Genomic DNA, 16,183 nt, shown 5'->3' with positions numbered 1-16,183 from the left:
AAACAGGCCGCCCTGATCCGTAAACCTGCCGCGCATGATCGTCTCCGCCGATTCGAGATGATAAAGTGAATCATCAAGTCCCCTCCCTGGCGAGGCGGTTTTTCAGCAGACTGCTAGAGCCATGTGCGGTGCCTCGGGACGGTCCGCACGATGACGTCGCCAGCGCGGAATGGAATGGGTGATCGGCAACACCCTTCGGCTTTCTACGTTCCTGCGCCGCTGGCCGCATAATACGTCGTAGCATCAAAGAAGGATTCACGATCATCTCGATCTGATTGCGCAATCACGATCACGAGCTTGGGGGTCGGGTGCGAGGTTGCTCGATATGCGAGAGGCCGGTACCCAGAGTTGAGCATTGTCTGATGTCCGGCGGCGCTTTGGTGCATAAGCGACGCGACTTTCCTGCTGAAGCCGTTTTCGCCGGCGACCTCCTCAAGCCTTTCGACAATAAATACCTTGAGCAGGTTACGGCCCAGCTTAGATGGTCCGACGCTTCGACCAGCCACCAATCCGTACACGAAGAGTACGATGATGGCGCAGACCTCGTCGAGACTCGGATTCGCCATCCGCCATAGCCGCCGCGGACGGCCGAAGCCGCGCAACGCTACTCCGCCCTGCTGGAACAACCCGCGATGGCGGCATAACTTAAACCAAATGGCCTCCGCAATCCCGGGGCGGCATGGTCGCTTCAGTCCTGTGCCACAGTGACAGCAAATGTCCAGTTCGCGCGCGCCAAAGCAGCATCGGGAACCTAAAGTGTCTAGGAATTCCGGACTCTCCGCCGCGGCACGATGAAGAAGGGCGTTTCGCTGGCATTCTCGAGGATTGCTTAAGGGCAATTGTGGGGCTCTGGCTCAAGGAATTCTTGCAAAGGAATTCCCATGACCTCGATTCCGCGTTCCGCCGCCACCTTATCAGGCCGCTTCGCCGGCGACGAGCGCGGCAACATCGCCGTGATCTTCGCCATCGCCCTGCTGCCGATCCTGTCATTCGTCGGCGCCGCGATCGACTATAGCCGGGCAAGCCGGGCTCGCACCGCGATGCAGGGCGCGCTCGATTCGGCCTCGCTGATGGTCGCCAAGAACCTGTCGGACGGCAAGATCACGACCGACCAGATTCCCACGGCGGGGCCGGCCTACTTCGCCGCACTGTACACCGAGACCGACGTGCAGAGCGTCCAGGCGGCGGCGACCTACACCGCCAACAGCGGCGGGAAGGGATCGACGGTGGCGATGACTGCCTCGGGCGCGATCAAGTCCCAGTTCATGCAGATCGCCGGCTTCCCGACCCTAGGATTCGGCGTCTCCTCGACTTCGACCTGGGGCAGCAACCTGCTGCGCATCGCGCTGGTGCTGGACAATACCGGTTCGATGAGCGGCACCAAGCTCTCGAACCTGAAGACCGCGTCCAAGAACCTCGTCGACAAGCTCGGGGCGCTCGCCAAGACCCCCGGCGACGTCATGTTCTCCGTCGTGCCCTTCGCGAGCGCCGTAAACGTCGGTACCGATAAGGCCAGCGCCAACTGGCTGCGCTGGGACTTGTGGGATCCAAGATCGGAGGATGCCTCCGGCAACTCCTACTGCAGTTCCGGAAGAAGCTCCTGGTACACGAGGGCGATGTGCAAGGGGCACGGGTACACCTGGAGCCACTCCGTCGGTTCTCCTTCGACTTCGAACTGGAACGGCTGCGTCACCGACCGCGACTAGAGCTACGACGTCTCCGACGCGGCCCCCTCATCGCTGACCACCCAGTTCGTCGCGGATCAGGACCGTACTGCCCGGCCAAGATGCTGGCGCTGACAAGCACCTTCAGCACCGTCAAGAGCACCATCGAGGCGATGGTGGCGAACGGCGGCACCAATCAGACCATCGGGCTGCACTGGGGCTGGCTGTCGCTGCTGCGCCAGTCGCCGCTGAACGCCCCGGCCGAGGACGTCAACAACCAGTACCAGCACGTGATCATCCTGTTCACCGACGGACAGAACACAGTCAACCGCTGGAACGGCGACGGCTCCATGAGCACGTCCTCGACGGAGCGCGGAAAGATCGATACGCGGATGGAGACGCTGTGCGCCGCGGTCAAGGCCAAGAACACCACGATCTACGCCGTTCAGCTTGATGACGGCACCGGCGTGTCGCCCGTGCTGCCCAAATGCGCGAGCGGCTCGGCCAACTTTTTCATGTTGACCACGCCGAGCGAGATTGACGCCGCGTTCGCTCAGATCGGCACCTCGATCTCGAAGCTGCGTCTCGAACTAGCCCGCAAGCGAAATAAGGTCGCTCTTGCGGGCCGACGCGTGAGCGCCAAGGCGATGTCGCTCGTTCAGTTCGAGACATGCCTGTCCGATCTGACCACGTCCGCTTGTCCGGCTAGACCGGAAGTCATCGCCTCACGGGCAAACCGACGCGATTGACCCGAGGCGGACAAAGGGCTTGCTGCCTCACGAAGATTGTCACCACCGGCTTCAGCGGCGTCTCAGTTTGCGGAGACAAGCTTTAACCCAATCACCCCTGCCACAATCAAAGCAATGCAAAACAACCGCGCCGGCGACGCGGAGTCGCCGAGCACTGCGATACCTAGAACAGCAGTACCTGCGGCACCGATGCCGGTCCAGACGGCGTACCCCGTGCCGACTGGAAGTGTGCGGAGTGCCAATGAGAGAAGAACGACACTTGATAAGCCGGTGGCGGCCGCAAACAGCGCGGGTAGCAGCCGCGTGAAACCTGCGGACCACTTCATGCCAAAGGCGAATCCGATCTCGAGGAAGCCAGCGGCGGTTAACATTATCCATTCCATGGCGGCGATCCATCCGCGATCGCCAGGCACTACGGCTGGGCGGCGTTTGTAAGGGGGCAGGATGCGCATGGACGGATGTCCATGCGCTACATGTTTGCTCACTGGGGGTCCCTCAGGACTCGCTGACGGCGCGGGGAATCGAGCGGAATGAGATTCCAAATCGATTGAATGCGTTCATCAAGCCGATGGCATAGGTGAGGTCAGCCAATTCCTTGTCGCTGAATGCACTCGTCGCGGCCTCATAATCGGCCTCCGGAACCCCGGTTTCCGCCACTAGCGTCACGGTCTCCGTCCAGGCCAGCGCACAGCGTTCGCGCGCACTGAAGATCTCACCCGCGTCGCGCCACACAGGAACCAGCACGAGCTTGTCGACGGCGACGCCAGACTTGAGCAGATCGCGGGAGTGCATGTCGATGCAGTAGGCACAGCCGTTGATCTGAGAAACCCGTAGATACACGAGATCGACCAGTTGCTTTGGAAGGCCGCTCTTCTGAAGATGGACGTAGACACCTCCAAAAGCCTTGAAGCCTTCCGGCGACGCCTTGGCGTAATCGATGCGCTTGTTCATGATTGAATCCTCATCTGGTTGAGAGATTCGATCGTCTCGCATCTTGGGCTATCCAAGAAGGTCCATGATCGGCCTCCGTTGCTAGACCATCATTTTCCTGGTCCAGAGGTCCCTCTCAAGCGGCTGTCACATCATTTTCAAAATGCGCCCTCCGAGATTTTCGGCTGTACGCTGAGAATCAATATTCGTGAAACTCAAAAGTAGGGCTGAGGCACCATCGTTGCGCGCCGTCCAGTCCGTGAGCGCCTCGGCGTAAAGCTTCTGCTTCCGCATGCTTGCAACCAGCCGGCGGTCTGAACGATTGCCTCGCAGACGCAAGATCAGGTGCATGCCCCCGGGCTGCAAGTCTATGCGCACATATTTTCCGAGCACGCTTTCCAGGCCAGCCGCGGTCGCTTCCCGGCGCTCGGCATAGAGTTTCCGCATTCGCTGGATATGGCGGGCAAAATGTCCTTCGCTAATGAATGCAGTGACGATGGATTGCGTGAGCCCGGGGCAGCCAGCCGAAAGGCTTTCAGTGACCTGCTCAAACAGCTCGACTTGCTCTTCCGGCACTACGAGATAGGCAAGCCGCATACCCGGAAAGAGCACCTTGCTGAACGTGCCCGCATAGAGCACCCGCCCATCGCGGTCGAGGTTCTTCAACGCAGGGAGCGGGCGGCTGACATAGCGGTATTCGCCATCGTAATCGTCTTCGATGATCCACGCCTTGTTTCGCGCGGCCCAATCCAGTAGCGCAAGACGTCGGGGTAACGACAAGGACATGCCGAGCGGGCTCTGATGCGCAGGCGTGACTACCGCTGCGCGCGCCAGGGGCGCCAGCTTGACCGCGTCGGAAACAACCATGCCCTGCCCATCGACAGGGACCAAGACGCTTTCAACATGCATATACTTGCATATCTCTCGCGTCGGCGGGTATCCGGGGTCTTCGAGCCAGACGCGATCGCCCGCCTTGAGCAGGGCGTTGCCGATCAGCTCGACAGTTTGGCGATACCCCGAGGTGATGAACACCTGCGATGCAGTGCAGTTGATGCCGCGCGAGACCTGAAGGTATCTGGCGACTTCCGCGCGCAGCAAAGGTAAGCCTTGGACAGGAGGATGGATCATATCGGAAGGCTGCATGGCGCGCGCACGGCGCGCGGTAAGGCGCGCCCAAATCTTTCTTGGAAACGCATCCAGGGCAGGCAAGCCCATCTGAAAGGGTAAGATCGTATCGGGACGAAAACTGAGAGCGTCCGGAGCGAAGTCCAAAGGCGGCGCTGGGCTTGCCATGAGCGTACGCGGCTTGAGGTCCGGGCTTACAATGGTGCCTGCCTGGCCGCGTGCCTCGATTAACCCCTCCGCGGCCAGCAAGGAATAAGCGGTTTCGATGGTACCTCTGGCGAGTCCCAATTCCTCGGTCAGTGCCCTCGCCGAAGGAATGCGGTCGCCGGGCTTCAACATTCCATTGGCGATCGCGTCCCGGAACCGTTCGTAAATCTGGCGGTAGAATGGCTCGGTCGCCGTCGGATCCAGCGGAGAGATCCTTCCAGGCGTGGCGGCAGACATGGCCCGATCCGATCTTTTCCATGAAGGAAACCACTATGCCACAACGGTTCGGATGGGTCTCCAGTTCTCGCAGGACTCCAGCAGTCTAGCCCAGCGCGGGGGCATATCATGGACCAGTCGCAAAGCTCCTTCATGGTCCTTGGATGCAGGCCTCCATTGCTTATCGTTCATGATCCGAGTTCAAACAGCAGCGATCGGATAGTCAATGGAGAAGATACTGCATTTGATTTGCAGCCCCCGGGGGCAGGCATCGGAGAGTTACAGGCTATCTCAGAAAATCATCGGCAATTTGCTGGATAGCGAGCCCGCGGCAACCGTCATCATTCGAGCCATCAGCGACGCCATCGCCGATCTCGATGAGCGTTACGCAACTGCTCTCGGTGGGACCGAGCGATCGTGCGCGGAACTATTTGCCGAGGGCTCGATGTCGCGGTCCGAAGAGTTGATCCAAGAGTTGGAGAGCGCCGACTGCGTGGTCATCGCAACTCCAATGCATAACTTCACCGTGCCAGCCGCTCTCAAGGCGTGGATTGATCACGTCGTTCGGGTCCGTCGAACTTTCGACGTGACTGCCCAAGGAAAAGTGGGGGCGCTGCACGACCGGCCGGTCTTTGTCGCAGTGTCCTCGGGCGGGCGATTTTCCGGCGAGCGCACGCATCAGCCCGATTTTCTCACGCCATATCTTAAAGCTATCCTCGGCAGCATCGGGCTGCATGATCTGACGTTCTTCTCCGTCGAGGGGTCCGCCCTTGGTGCTGATGCATTGGCCATAGCCCGGGCCACCACCGATCAAGCGATACAGGAGTTCTTTCTCCGTTTCGCATGCACTTCAGCGGTGGCGTTTCGGCAAGCTGTGTGAGCGGCCGACGGCCGTCGATTTCAATCACAGTTCTCGGAGAAACAACATGACGGTCGTCAAAGCCGCTGCCGTACAGATCAGCCCCGTGCTCTACAGCCGGGAAGGAACAGTGCAAAGAGTAATCCGAAAGATCGCCGAGCTCGCCAGGCTGGGGGTCCAGTTCGCGACGTTTCCGGAAACAGTGGTGCCATATTATCCCTATTTCTCGTTTGTGCAGACGCCCTTCGAGATCAGGACAGGCAAGGAGCACCTCAGGCTGCTCGATCAGGCCATAGCGGTACCCTCAGCCACCACAGAAGCCATCGGCGAGGCTGCGAGGCAGGCCACGATGGTGGTGTCGATAGGCGTCAACGAACGCGACGGCGGCACGCTCTACAACACGCAATTGTTGTTCGACGCAGACGGCACCTTGATCCAGCGCCGGCGCAAGATCAGTCCCACTTTCCATGAGCGCATGATTTGGGGCCAGGGCGATGGTTCCGGGCTGCGCGCAGTGGATAGCGCCGTCGGCCGTGTCGGCCAGCTGGCATGCTGGGAGCACTACAATCCGCTGGCGCGCTATGCCCTTATGGCTGACGGCGAGCAAATCCATTCAGCCATGTACCCGGGTTCGTTCGCCGGTGATCGCTTCGCCGAGCAGACACAAGTGAATATCCGCCAACACGCCCTTGAAGCGGGCTGTTTCGTCGTCAACGCAACAGCGTGGCTTGATGGCGAACAGCAAGCGCAGATCATGAAGGACACCGGATGCAGCATTGGCCCGATTTCCGGCGGCTGCTTCACTGCAATTATTTCACCCGAAGGTGAATTGATCGGTGAACCCTTGCGATCCGGCGAAGGCCACGTGATTGCCGATCTCGATTTCTCGATGATCGATCGCCGCAAGCAGATGATGGACTCGCGCGGCCACTACAGTCGACCGGAACTTCTCAGCCTGGCTATCGACCGCACAGCGGCGTCCCACTTCCATGAACGCGGTACGCATCCTCTGCCGATCATCGCGGGGCCGGTTGATGAAGATAGCGTCAAGGCGGCATAGTGCTGCTGGCCATTCCGAGAGGATGCGTTCTTTGGACTTCCGGGCCGCAAACCCGTTGTGCTGATATCAAAGCCCGCAACGATACGGCCACTACCACCTGCGCCGATGCCAGTCAGTCCTCTTACCACGCGCCAGTTCAATCGCGCCTGCCATGCGGCTGCCCACATGGCCGGGATCGACAAGCGGGTATCTCCGCACACACTCCGGCACAACTTTGCCACCCACCTTCTGGAACAGAACATCGATATCATAGTGATCCAGGTGCTGCTCGGCCACGCCAAGCTCGATACCACGGCGCTCTACACCCGCCGCGCCACCAAGACGATCCGCGAGATCATGAGCCTGCTCGATCACATCATAGGCAAGCTCAAGGAGGCCGAGCCACCCGCCTGACGTGCGGCTCGCGTGCCGCGCCCAGCGCTGGAGGTCGCGGATATTCTCCGCGACCGTGGACCGGCATGGCGTCAAGCCAACGCCGGCCATGTGAGCCTCGGCCAGCTCAAGGTCATGTCAGCCATCGAGAGCTGCCGCACGGCATCGCTCGGGGGACATGTCGAGCGATACGAGGATTGTGTCCACACCCAGATCGCCTACAACGCTTGTCGCAATCGGCATTGCCCGAAGTGCCAGGGCGCCGCGGCGAAGCAATGGCTCGCCGAGCGCGAGGCCGATCTGCTGCCCGTGCTGTACTTCCATGTCGTGTTCACGCTGCCGGCGGGCATCGCCGACATCGCCTACCAAAACAAGGCCGTCATCTACGACCTGCTGTTCAAGGCCTCGGCCGAAACGCTGACCACGATCGCCGCCGATCCAAAGCATCTGGGCGCCCGCATCGGCATCACCTCCGTGCTGCACAGCTGGGGCTCGGCCATGACCCATCACCCGCACGTCCACATGATCGTACCGGGCGGCATCTCGCTCGATGGCGAGCGCTGGGTGGCGTGCCGCTCCGGCTTCTTCCTGCCGGTGCGCGTGCTCTCGCGCCTGTTCCGCCGGCTGTTCCTGGAGAAGCTGGTGGCGGCACACGATGCGGGCCGGCTGCAATTCTTAGGCAATCACGCTGCGCTTACCGTTTTCGGGCAGAAAGCGGGGTCCTGCCGACGCTCGGAATGAATCAGCTTTGGACCCTGGCTGTGACACGGCCTGGGCCAGAAGCAGTATCGAAGGACATTTCTTGATCGCGGCTGCTCATCGAGCAGCTTCTTAAAACGCCCTCAATGGCCGCTCAGCACCAATCTCTTGACAGGCAGCACGAGCGCCTGAATGCGTAGCAGCATGGCGTGCACGATGCCGGTGGCATCGACCCGGTGTAGCGCAAGCGCTTGAGGGCGCTGGTCTCTTTTGCCTCAATCACATCGTGATTGCTGGTGTAGGCGTTTGCGATGCAACTGCTGCCGGGTGTCACGCCCTCGAGCCCGCCCTTGTAGATCGGCTCCATGAAAACGAGAATGGTGCCGGGCCGCGCGACCTGCTGCGCCTCGATCAGTTGTTCGCCGCCCCTGAACTGCCCCGCCGCGATGTAGTCCTGCACACTGGTCACCACTGTCGGGATGATCGTCCACGGCTTGGAGATGCAGGTGGCTTCGGCCACCATTCCGACCTTCATGACCTGAGCCTCGATCTGCCCAAAGCCAGCCATGAGAGCACGGCGTCCAGCGCCCTCCGGAATCAGAACGCCGGCCGACCGAATCATGGGATTGACGATATCACCCGGCCTCAGCCCGACTGCTCGATACGCCCATCGACACCGGCGCGAATAGAGGTTTTATCCAGGTCGACTTGCGCTTCGGCCAGAGACGCCTCTGCGCTTGCCTTCTCCGCCGGCAGCAGAGCGCTCAGGCGCGTCGCCGCAGATTGCTTGGCAGCGGTCGCGGCATCGAGAGAGCCCTGGCGACCCGCGACGGCCACACCGAGCTTTTCGATGTCGCGCTGCGGAACGATGCCGGGGTTGCGCTTTTGCTATTCAGTTTTGGTATCCAGCTCGTCCTGCGCCTGCTGCAACGAGCCTTTTGCCTCCTGAAGCTGGCCTTCCGCCTTCATGATATCGGCTTGCTTGCGCTTGGCCGTTAGGAGCGACGCTTCCTGCTTGGCGCTGTCGAGCCTGAAAAGCACGCCGCCTTGCTTTACGTCGGCGCTGACATCGACGTGAACCTCCGCAACCCGGCCGGTGACTTCGGACACAATCGGAACGGTCCGATAGAACAACGTCGCTGACGTGGTGGCGTGGCCCAGAATGTAGGGGGCAGACCGTCTGGCACTTGCCGTCACGGCTTACGTGAACGGGCCGGCGTTCAAGAAGCGCTTGTCTGAGCGCCTTGACGACTTCGCTGTGGCACCACTAAGTATCTGGAAGGGTCGGTTGCGACCGGGCGGGATCGGTACGCTGCGAAGCCCAGGTTGAAGGTCGCAGCTCGCGTGATCCCTATGCGCTCCAGCCGTGCAAGACTCGGCCGGTTGACGAGGAAAAGCTCTCGTCCGGGAAGCGCGCTCCTGTCTCCGAAGCCGCATCCAGATCGGCGCGGACGATGGGTTCGATCCGAACTCCGCTGTCGCGCGGCCGCTCCCAGAAGACCTCCGCCACGCCGGGCCGTCAAAATCCCTCCAGCTTGCCTTTCGCTGCCGGCACCTCGTTCAACCAGCAAGCGAAGCGCGCGGTAATAGGCATAATTTCTGGAAAGCTTTAACCAGGCGCGCAGCATCTGATCGACGGTGACACCGAACTTCACGTCGATCAGATAGTTGTCGGAGTAAGCAAAGAATGCCGGCCCCGTGTCGCCCCCGGCCACTGCGCCGCGGACTGGACGGTGAGACGAACATCGCACAACCTCGCTGGCGACGCCCATGCCGTGTCGTGGAGGGTCCAGATCGAGAGCGGTGTCTTAGCTGGCATCGTGGCTGCATCACAATGGTGCAGCCACGCGTGCTCGCAAGCCACCGGCAATTTTCTGGAGGATGGTCAGATTTCATTTCTCTACCGCGCCTGTCCAATCCTTAAAGCCGCCAACGTTATATACCTTTTCATACCCCATATCCTTGAGCACCTTACCAGCGAGAGCTGATCGACCGCCCGAAGCGCAATAGAGAATAACGGTTTTATTAGTGTCGAAATTCTTGTCGTGGTACGGCGATTCCGGGTCTGCTCGAAATTCCAACATGCCTCGCGACACATTCACGGCACCAGCAATCTTCCCGCTAGCGGCCACTTCGGGTGCATCGCGAACGTCCAAGATGAGGGTATTGCCAGTCGCAATCATTTCGGTAGCTTGTTCCGGCGTAATCTTCGGAACTCCGGCGTTGGCAGCTTCGAGCATTTGCTTGACGCTTGTTGCCATCGATCTTCTCCGTTTCCGGCCCCTGTTAGAGAGTACCACTGCGCGATAACGCCGTCTTGCGACCGCGAGCCGGATGCGGCGCTGGTAATTGGCGATGGCTCAAGGATGCACAGGCGGACGTGGCACAGGCGCTGGGCGATCTTGCGCCCTTCCGCGTCAAGCCGCCGCAGGTTCAAGCAGCGTCGGCCCTTGGTACAACAGGGAGGCTCCCCGGATACGCATTGATTTGAATTTCTACGAGGTCCTTGGACCGCTTCCGAAGGCTGTAAAATGTAAGCTCATGTTCCAGCATGGGGCAGTGGAAGCTAACGACTGCTGTATCCGGCAGTCGACAGAGTTCATCGATGAGCTCGCCAACTGTGATCACGGGGGGATCGGTGACTGCCTTGCGAAAAGCCTTACTCATGGCGTTACTCCTCACTTCCCTAACCAAAGCCTCGATGGTTCTGTTCCATCTTCACGACGCAGGGTTCGGGCCAAAGGCCTGCGGCTGCGACGGCGCAGGCGACCCCTGCCCGGCCTGCAACGATGCCGCGCCCGAATAGATGCCGCTGCCGCCCGGATTTGAAAACAGCATCACCAGCATCGAAGTCATGCGCCCGCTGTTGAGGAACCCAGCGGGGAAGCGGCGACGGAAGCCGTGAAGCTACGACGTGTACTCATAAACGTCGGCCTACCAACGCAAAGCGGAAGTCTCCCACCTTGGCCGTGATCGGCGGCTTGTGACCCCATGCGGACATCGTGTGCGGACCCACTCACTGGATCACATTGGGATAACGAGGCTTGCCGGTCGCGGGGTCGAGTTATCAAACCGGCGGCTCGGCGACGGATCGACCAAAAGATCACTCGGTTGCGCTTGTCGCGCGCTTCAGTGTCACCACAGCCGTACCCCCACCGGATGCCGGCGTAGGATTCTTATACGTGAGCTCATCGCCGTTGATCGCGATGAAACGCTTCTGATTCGAATTGTCCCACGCGGGAAAGCTACCGCCGATAATATGTAAGGATATTGAATGTTCAGATTCATTGACCTTGTAGTCGCCAAACATCGCGATTAGCCCCTCCAGAGCGGCTTTGCTTTCCCCGGCACTCGGAAAGTCGCGGCGAGCAAATTTTGGTCGTCTCGGACGCAGGAGATTGATTGAGAAGTGATCTGCTGCATCGAACATGAAATATCCTTTCGGATCGGAACCAAATACTTCGGTCGTTTTCCCGGTCCTTTCCTTGACGTTTACGAATGAAACGACGCTCCAAGTGCCTACAAGCTGCTGTTTGAGTGGCTCTCCGGCTCCCGCGGATAGCGTAGCGCACGTAAGAGCTGCGGCTAAGGGAATGGACAGTAGTGCTTTCATGGTGCTCCCTCCGGTCTTCGGGAACGTTCCCTCTGTGACGGGTTCTGGGCTGGCCGCCCAGCTTAGTCAGAGCCTCGAAACCACTATACGGCGCACTCGGCGGTCAGTGGCGCAAATTCATCGCACAATACCGCACCGACGGCCAGTACGGGATTCAGCATCGGTACAAACGGTGCGGCCCATGATCACGTCCGCGATCCTGCGGAAGCCGTCGAGCTAGAAGGTCTGGGCCTATGCTAAGAAACAGCGGTCGTTTGAGCGTTCGGCATACTGTGCGTTACTTGTGATCCGCGAGAACGCCAGCAACGAAGGTCCGGTTCTGGCCCGTTGCCGACCTCCGCTAACACAGCCGCTATGTCTGCCTTCAGGAGATAAGCCGACCCCAGGTCAAGTCGGCGCGGAAGTCCGCCTGTGACCCGTAGCGGACGTTCGCGACTGGCGATGAGCGCGTCTGCTTTGGCCGATGTCAGCTGCAATGTCGCTGAACGACGCTACCGCTTGCCCGCATAAGCTTTTCTTCGTCCTGAAGGCCAAAATGCCGAACTTTAGCGGCTGTCCAAAGCTGGACCGCATTCACGCAAGTTGTGGCAGCTATCATCCCAAGGAATGCGTTACAGGTTGGGCAGTCGTCCACGCGCAGGCCGCAGCGTCAGATAGCAGGTACTTTAATACGCCGCGGAGCGCCGTTCAGTTGAATTATAACAGCCTCTCGTATGTCACGGTTTGGCATATAAAGGAATCTTAACAACTTCAGCGCGTAATATGTTTGATTTGACGTGACGATATTAAAATGAATTTGGGCCAGCCAATGAGGGCAATTTCTGCGGCCGATCTCATTACTGAGTTGGATGCCACCATCGCGAGGAGCTCATCCGAACGTTGCGCGCGCATGCTCTGGCGCACCACCGAGCTGCTCGTCGACGGTAATAACCGATTGCAAGAGCCGCAGGTCGGCCTGCTTGACGACGTTCTAATTCGCTTAGCCCAGCGGATTGCGCCGGGAACGCTCGCCGAGCTCAGCACGACGCTCGCCGAGCTGGGTACTGCTCCGATGAAGACCCTGCGACGTCTCGCCTCGTGCGGCGATCCGGCGATCGCAGTCCCGATCCTTATGAAATCTCCCGCCCTATCGCCGGCTGATCTCGTGGCGATCGCGACGTCCGGCAGCGAGGATCACCTTCTCGCCATTGCTGGCCGGCGCAGGATCGAAAGCCCAGTGACTGAGGCAATATTGCAGCGCGGCAGCAGCAAGACTTGTCTGGCCGTCATCAGCAATCCGGGCGCTGAATTCTCAGGCGCGGCCTATGCCAACTTGGTCCGTAGGGCTGTGGAGGACGACGAGATCACGAAAGCGCTGACGCTGAGGCCAGACACCCCGGACATGGTGGTTCGGGAGCTGCTGTCGGCATCGCCACGGCCAGCGAATAAGGCTTCCAACGCAAACGCTTCCTCGCAAGTATTAGCGACAGCGAAGCGACCTTACGACACTGAGTACGCCGCTGCGAGGCCGGAGATCATATCCCTCAATCGGACCGGAAAGCTGAGCGACTCGACTGTCAATCGGTTCGCGATCCGGCGTGAGACAGCCAACCTGTTCACGGCGTTGTCGGTGCTGTCGGGAGCACCGATTGAGGCCATCGAGCAGGTTATGGCAGAGTCCAGTTACGAAGGCCTGGTTATGGCGTGCCGGGCATCGCGCTTGAACTGGCAGACCACGCTGGCGGTCCTCAACACTCGCGGCGCGGGGCTTTCACCAGGCGAACGCGCACGAGCACAGGTGCTGTTCGAAACGCTTCATCTCTCGACCAGCCAATGGTCCGTTCGTTGGGGAGAAATCTCCGCGGGCGCCCACGGTCGCACTGCAAGATCGGCAGGAAACCATTGAAATTCGACGGTCGCAAGGCGTCTCGAGTGCGCATGGACAACAGACAGCCCGTGAACCTGATGGGCTCCGACGGCACCTGGCGGCGAAGCTGCGTCTTGCTCGATATCTCGAACACCGGCGCCAAGATCGAAGTCGAAGGGTCGCTCGATGTTCTCTCGGCCAAGGAGTTCTTCATGCTGCTCTCGTCGACGGGACTGGCCTATCGACGCTGCGAGCTGGTCTGGATCGACGGAACCACGGCTGGCGTCCATTTTATCCAAGCAAATGGCAAGAAGACCCAAACGACCGCGACCGACAGAGGCGCGCACAAACCAACTTGAGCCGAGCAGTCTCGTCGAAGTGAGCCAATGACCTTGGACCACCGACGAGGCCATTCAGCCCGGCACCCGACGAACGAAGGCACCAGTCATGCTCGTGCAAGTATTGGCCGACACTTCCGAAAAGCTCTTCGGGCTCTGTTCGCTTTTTGGAAAGCAGTTCACCGTTGCCGGCGAGCGGCTCGATGTAGAAGCAAAGCTTCCGCACGCTGCTGCTGCGGTCGTCGTCCGTGCCGACCTGCGGGCGGTCGAAAACATTGCCGCGCTGAAAAAGAGAGCTGCGCGGTTCGCCAAAGCAAAGAAGCGCATCTTCCTCGTCGAGCAAACCTCCCACTTTTGCATCTCGCAAGCTTATGCGCTGGGCGCAACGTTGGTGTTGCCTGGCAAGATCGAGGCAGCCAAGCTCCTGGCCGCTTTGGTCGATCCAGCCGCCCACGGAACTGGGTCGACGAGCGGTATCTCGAAGTCTGACAATGCGGTTGAGGCCGCAGCAATCGCCATTGCGTCGATGTTCACTTCGATCACCCTCGGGGAGCGGGTCGACGTCGCCGGTCCCAAAGAGGCCGGCCGCAAGATCACCAACCGGATTTCCGAGCATGGGCTATCCGAATGGCTGGCCACTGTGCGGCGCCATCACGAGGGAACGTTCCAGCACTGCCTGCTCGTGACCGGCGTCGCCGTCGATTTCGGCCTCAGTCTCGGTTTTCGTAAAAGTGACCTTGAACGGCTCTCCACCGCTGCCATGTTCCACGACATAGGAAAAGCGAGGGTGCCCTTGGCGATCCTGGACAAGCCAGGACGCCTCGACGACGACGAGCGAGCGTTGGTCGAAACCCACCCAGCGACGGGTTACGATGTGCTGAAGGGGCACGGGGACATCTCACCCGAAGTCCTCGATGCTGTGCGGCACCATCACGAATATCTCGATGGCAGCGGCTATCCTGACCGCCTCTGCGCCGAGAACATCACCGACATCGTTCGCATTCTCACCATTTCGGATATCTTTGCGGCGCTGATCGAACACCGGCCCTACAAGCTGACCATGCCGCGCGCGGCAGCGTACGAGATTCTCTGCGGCATGAGGGGAAAGCTGGACAGGGCGCTAGTCGTCTCTTTCAAGGATGTCGCGCTTACCAGATGAATTCTGCTCGAACCTATGCAGGAATATTCCACGTCTCCACTCAAGGCGTGATCGGAGGCGGTCTCATTTCCATGCACTTCGGCTTCTGGCCCATTGCGTCGGTTGGCGCAGTGCAGCGGCAAGTCCGGAGTCGGGGGCTAGACCGGACGTCTCGGAGGCAGGGGCTGAGCGACGTGAATGACCCCGAACGGACATTTGATCTGCGGCGAGTTTAGCTAAGCCGGGGCCAACCGCGAAATGTGGCCGGTCAATCTGAGCGCCGCGCGGTCAAGCCGGACTCGGCGGCGCAACTCGCCGCCGACGCGAGCGCTGATGGCTCTATTTTGGAACGCCGGTCTGGCTACCCGAGCCCGTCGTCTGCTCACTTCCCGGTCGGCCCGGAGGATGCGCAGAAGCGCCCGGCTTGTCTTGATCGGCCACGTAACCGGATTCTCCGGAGTTGCGCGTCTTGACCCCTTTGTCTGCATCACGCTGCATCTGCTCATTGGGCTCGCTAGTCTTGAGCCCTTTGTCTACATCACCGTGCATCTCCTCCTTAGTTTGCTCACTAGGTGCGGCCTTTTGCTGTTGCGCCGCTGCTTGGAAGGCAATCGCGCTTCCGGCAACGACAATCATCGCGAGCGTTGCTGTTCGCATGCCTCTCCTCCAGTGCATTGCCCCGGTCAGCTAAACGCGCGAGTTTCCCAACGTTTCCTGGTTCCGATTGCCATTTTCAAAGGTACGTCCTTGCAATCAGATAGGATGGGCTCAATGCCGCCTATTGCCCCGTTGCAGACCGTCACCGCGCCGCCCACTGAGGACCGTTCCTGACCCAAAGCTTGAAGTAAGGCGGCCCTTTGACCCGACGCGGGTCGTATGTAGTTGCCAATGTCCTAATTAAGACCGGGCGTTTCCAGCGGATGAGAAAAGGGCACGTTTGGTGCAACGCGAGTACCGTCTCCTTCATGATCGATGCTGGACAAGTTCGCCGACAATACATCTTCGCTCTGGCTGGGCCGCTGATCGGATGGGTCGTTCTTTGTGTCGTGCTCGGAAAGCCAGGCTTGCTAGTGATCGGCACCTTGGTCGGTTGGCCGTTCATCTATCTGTTTGGACTTCCCCTTGCGGTCCTCATCTATTGCGTTGATCGCGAGATGATAGATAGATCATTGCCTCTCTGGTCGAGGAGCATCGCCTGTCTGCTCTTGGGTGGCGTGCTCTCGATAGCTCTGTTTTACTTCGTTCCTCTCCCGCTCGGTCTTAATAACCCGGGAGCTTTACTCGGAAGTTTGCTCGGAGCCATTGCCGGAGTTGCCTGCGTCGCTTGGGGAGGCAAGTGAGGCTGCGAGGTGGACGAAGTCCGCTTC

16 protein-coding genes and 2 pseudogenes are annotated in these 16,183 nt (G+C 60.0%); 9 read left to right on the top strand and 9 right to left on the bottom strand.

Annotation, left to right across the window (positions count from 1 at the left end):
* Positions 1-203: 203 nt before the first annotated feature.
* Entirely contained in the window at positions 204-566 is a 363-nt protein-coding gene (locus ABIB06_RS36930; protein ID WP_354070191.1) for a hypothetical protein, read from the bottom strand.
* 315 nt (positions 567-881) lie between these two features.
* On the opposite strand from ABIB06_RS36930, the gene ABIB06_RS36925 reads away from it, so the two are divergent.
* Both ABIB06_RS36925 and ABIB06_RS36920 read left to right on the top strand, forming a co-directional pair.
* Positions 882-1,706: a TadE/TadG family type IV pilus assembly protein gene (locus ABIB06_RS36925; protein ID WP_354070193.1), complete on the top strand. Its 825-nt coding sequence runs from the start codon at positions 882-884 to the stop codon at positions 1,704-1,706.
* Between the two features lie 80 nt (positions 1,707-1,786).
* Positions 1,787-2,413 carry a vWA domain-containing protein gene (locus ABIB06_RS36920; protein WP_354070195.1) on the top strand — a complete coding sequence of 209 codons (627 nt, stop codon included), beginning with the start codon at positions 1,787-1,789 and terminating at the stop codon, positions 2,411-2,413.
* Between the two features lie 62 nt (positions 2,414-2,475).
* Here the strand turns inward: ABIB06_RS36920 and ABIB06_RS36915 are convergent, their stop codons facing one another.
* The 3 genes from ABIB06_RS36915 to pdxR all read right to left on the bottom strand — a co-directional run bounded on the left by ABIB06_RS36915 (position 2,476) and on the right by pdxR (position 4,912).
* Entirely contained in the window at positions 2,476-2,796 is a 321-nt protein-coding gene (locus tag ABIB06_RS36915) for a DMT family transporter (RefSeq protein WP_354070245.1), read from the bottom strand.
* Between the two features lie 112 nt (positions 2,797-2,908).
* Complete coding sequence (locus tag ABIB06_RS36910) at positions 2,909-3,364, bottom strand: carboxymuconolactone decarboxylase family protein (protein ID WP_354070197.1); 456 nt, start codon at positions 3,362-3,364, stop codon at positions 2,909-2,911.
* 126 nt (positions 3,365-3,490) lie between these two features.
* Positions 3,491-4,912, bottom strand: a complete 1,422-nt coding sequence (pdxR, locus tag ABIB06_RS36905; RefSeq protein ID WP_354070199.1) for a MocR-like pyridoxine biosynthesis transcription factor PdxR — start codon at positions 4,910-4,912, stop codon at positions 3,491-3,493.
* A gap of 205 nt (positions 4,913-5,117) precedes the next feature.
* Between pdxR and ABIB06_RS36900 the strand changes: the two genes are divergently transcribed.
* The 4 genes and pseudogenes from ABIB06_RS36900 to ABIB06_RS36885 form a co-directional block, all read left to right on the top strand.
* Positions 5,118-5,771, top strand: coding sequence for an FMN-dependent NADH-azoreductase (locus tag ABIB06_RS36900; protein WP_354070201.1), 654 nt, complete (start codon positions 5,118-5,120; stop codon positions 5,769-5,771).
* Positions 5,772-5,817: 46 nt separating this feature from the next.
* Positions 5,818-6,810 (top strand): nitrilase-related carbon-nitrogen hydrolase, encoded by a 993-nt coding sequence (locus ABIB06_RS36895; RefSeq protein ID WP_247352258.1) that lies wholly within the window; start codon positions 5,818-5,820, stop codon positions 6,808-6,810.
* A 57-nt stretch (positions 6,811-6,867) separates the two neighbouring features.
* On the top strand, positions 6,868-7,203 hold the full coding sequence (locus ABIB06_RS36890; RefSeq protein WP_456663580.1) for a tyrosine-type recombinase/integrase: 336 nt from the start codon (positions 6,868-6,870) through the stop codon (positions 7,201-7,203).
* A gap of 12 nt (positions 7,204-7,215) precedes the next feature.
* Positions 7,216-7,920: pseudogene (locus ABIB06_RS36885) on the top strand (IS91 family transposase); the annotation flags it as partial.
* Positions 7,921-8,024: 104 nt separating this feature from the next.
* Here ABIB06_RS36885 and ABIB06_RS36880 read toward each other — a convergent pair.
* The 4 genes and pseudogenes from ABIB06_RS36880 to ABIB06_RS36865 form a co-directional block, all read right to left on the bottom strand.
* Positions 8,025-9,033, bottom strand: a pseudogene (locus ABIB06_RS36880) (HlyD family secretion protein); the annotation flags it as partial.
* Positions 9,034-9,773: 740 nt separating this feature from the next.
* The gene (locus tag ABIB06_RS36875; RefSeq protein WP_354070203.1) at positions 9,774-10,142 is read right to left on the bottom strand and encodes a rhodanese-like domain-containing protein; all 369 of its coding nucleotides are present in this window, start codon (positions 10,140-10,142) and stop codon (positions 9,774-9,776) included.
* Positions 10,143-10,599: 457 nt separating this feature from the next.
* Positions 10,600-10,728, bottom strand: a complete 129-nt coding sequence (locus ABIB06_RS36870; RefSeq protein ID WP_354125697.1) for a hypothetical protein — start codon at positions 10,726-10,728, stop codon at positions 10,600-10,602.
* 256 nt (positions 10,729-10,984) lie between these two features.
* Positions 10,985-11,494: a lipocalin-like domain-containing protein gene (locus ABIB06_RS36865; protein ID WP_354070207.1), complete on the bottom strand. Its 510-nt coding sequence runs from the start codon at positions 11,492-11,494 to the stop codon at positions 10,985-10,987.
* An 808-nt stretch (positions 11,495-12,302) separates the two neighbouring features.
* Between ABIB06_RS36865 and ABIB06_RS36860 the strand changes: the two genes are divergently transcribed.
* The 3 genes from ABIB06_RS36860 to ABIB06_RS36850 all read left to right on the top strand — a co-directional run bounded on the left by ABIB06_RS36860 (position 12,303) and on the right by ABIB06_RS36850 (position 14,837).
* Positions 12,303-13,379 (top strand): DUF2336 domain-containing protein, encoded by a 1,077-nt coding sequence (locus ABIB06_RS36860; RefSeq protein WP_354070247.1) that lies wholly within the window; start codon positions 12,303-12,305, stop codon positions 13,377-13,379.
* Positions 13,376-13,699, top strand: a complete 324-nt coding sequence (locus tag ABIB06_RS36855) for a PilZ domain-containing protein (protein ID WP_354070209.1) — start codon at positions 13,376-13,378, stop codon at positions 13,697-13,699. Before ABIB06_RS36860 ends, ABIB06_RS36855 begins: the two co-directional genes overlap by 4 nt.
* An 88-nt stretch (positions 13,700-13,787) precedes the next feature.
* Positions 13,788-14,837, top strand: coding sequence for an HD-GYP domain-containing protein (locus ABIB06_RS36850; RefSeq protein WP_354070211.1), 1,050 nt, complete (start codon positions 13,788-13,790; stop codon positions 14,835-14,837).
* 318 nt (positions 14,838-15,155) lie between these two features.
* Here ABIB06_RS36850 and ABIB06_RS36845 read toward each other — a convergent pair whose 3' ends face one another.
* Positions 15,156-15,473 carry a hypothetical protein gene (locus ABIB06_RS36845; RefSeq protein ID WP_354070213.1) on the bottom strand — a complete coding sequence of 106 codons (318 nt, stop codon included), beginning with the start codon at positions 15,471-15,473 and terminating at the stop codon, positions 15,156-15,158.
* Between the last annotated feature and the right edge of the window lie 710 nt (positions 15,474-16,183).

The organism is Bradyrhizobium sp. LB8.2 (assembly GCF_040548035.1).
In the GTDB taxonomy this organism is placed as follows: Bacteria; Pseudomonadota; Alphaproteobacteria; order Rhizobiales; family Xanthobacteraceae; genus Bradyrhizobium.
This window is presented reverse-complemented; position numbering and strand designations above follow the sequence as displayed.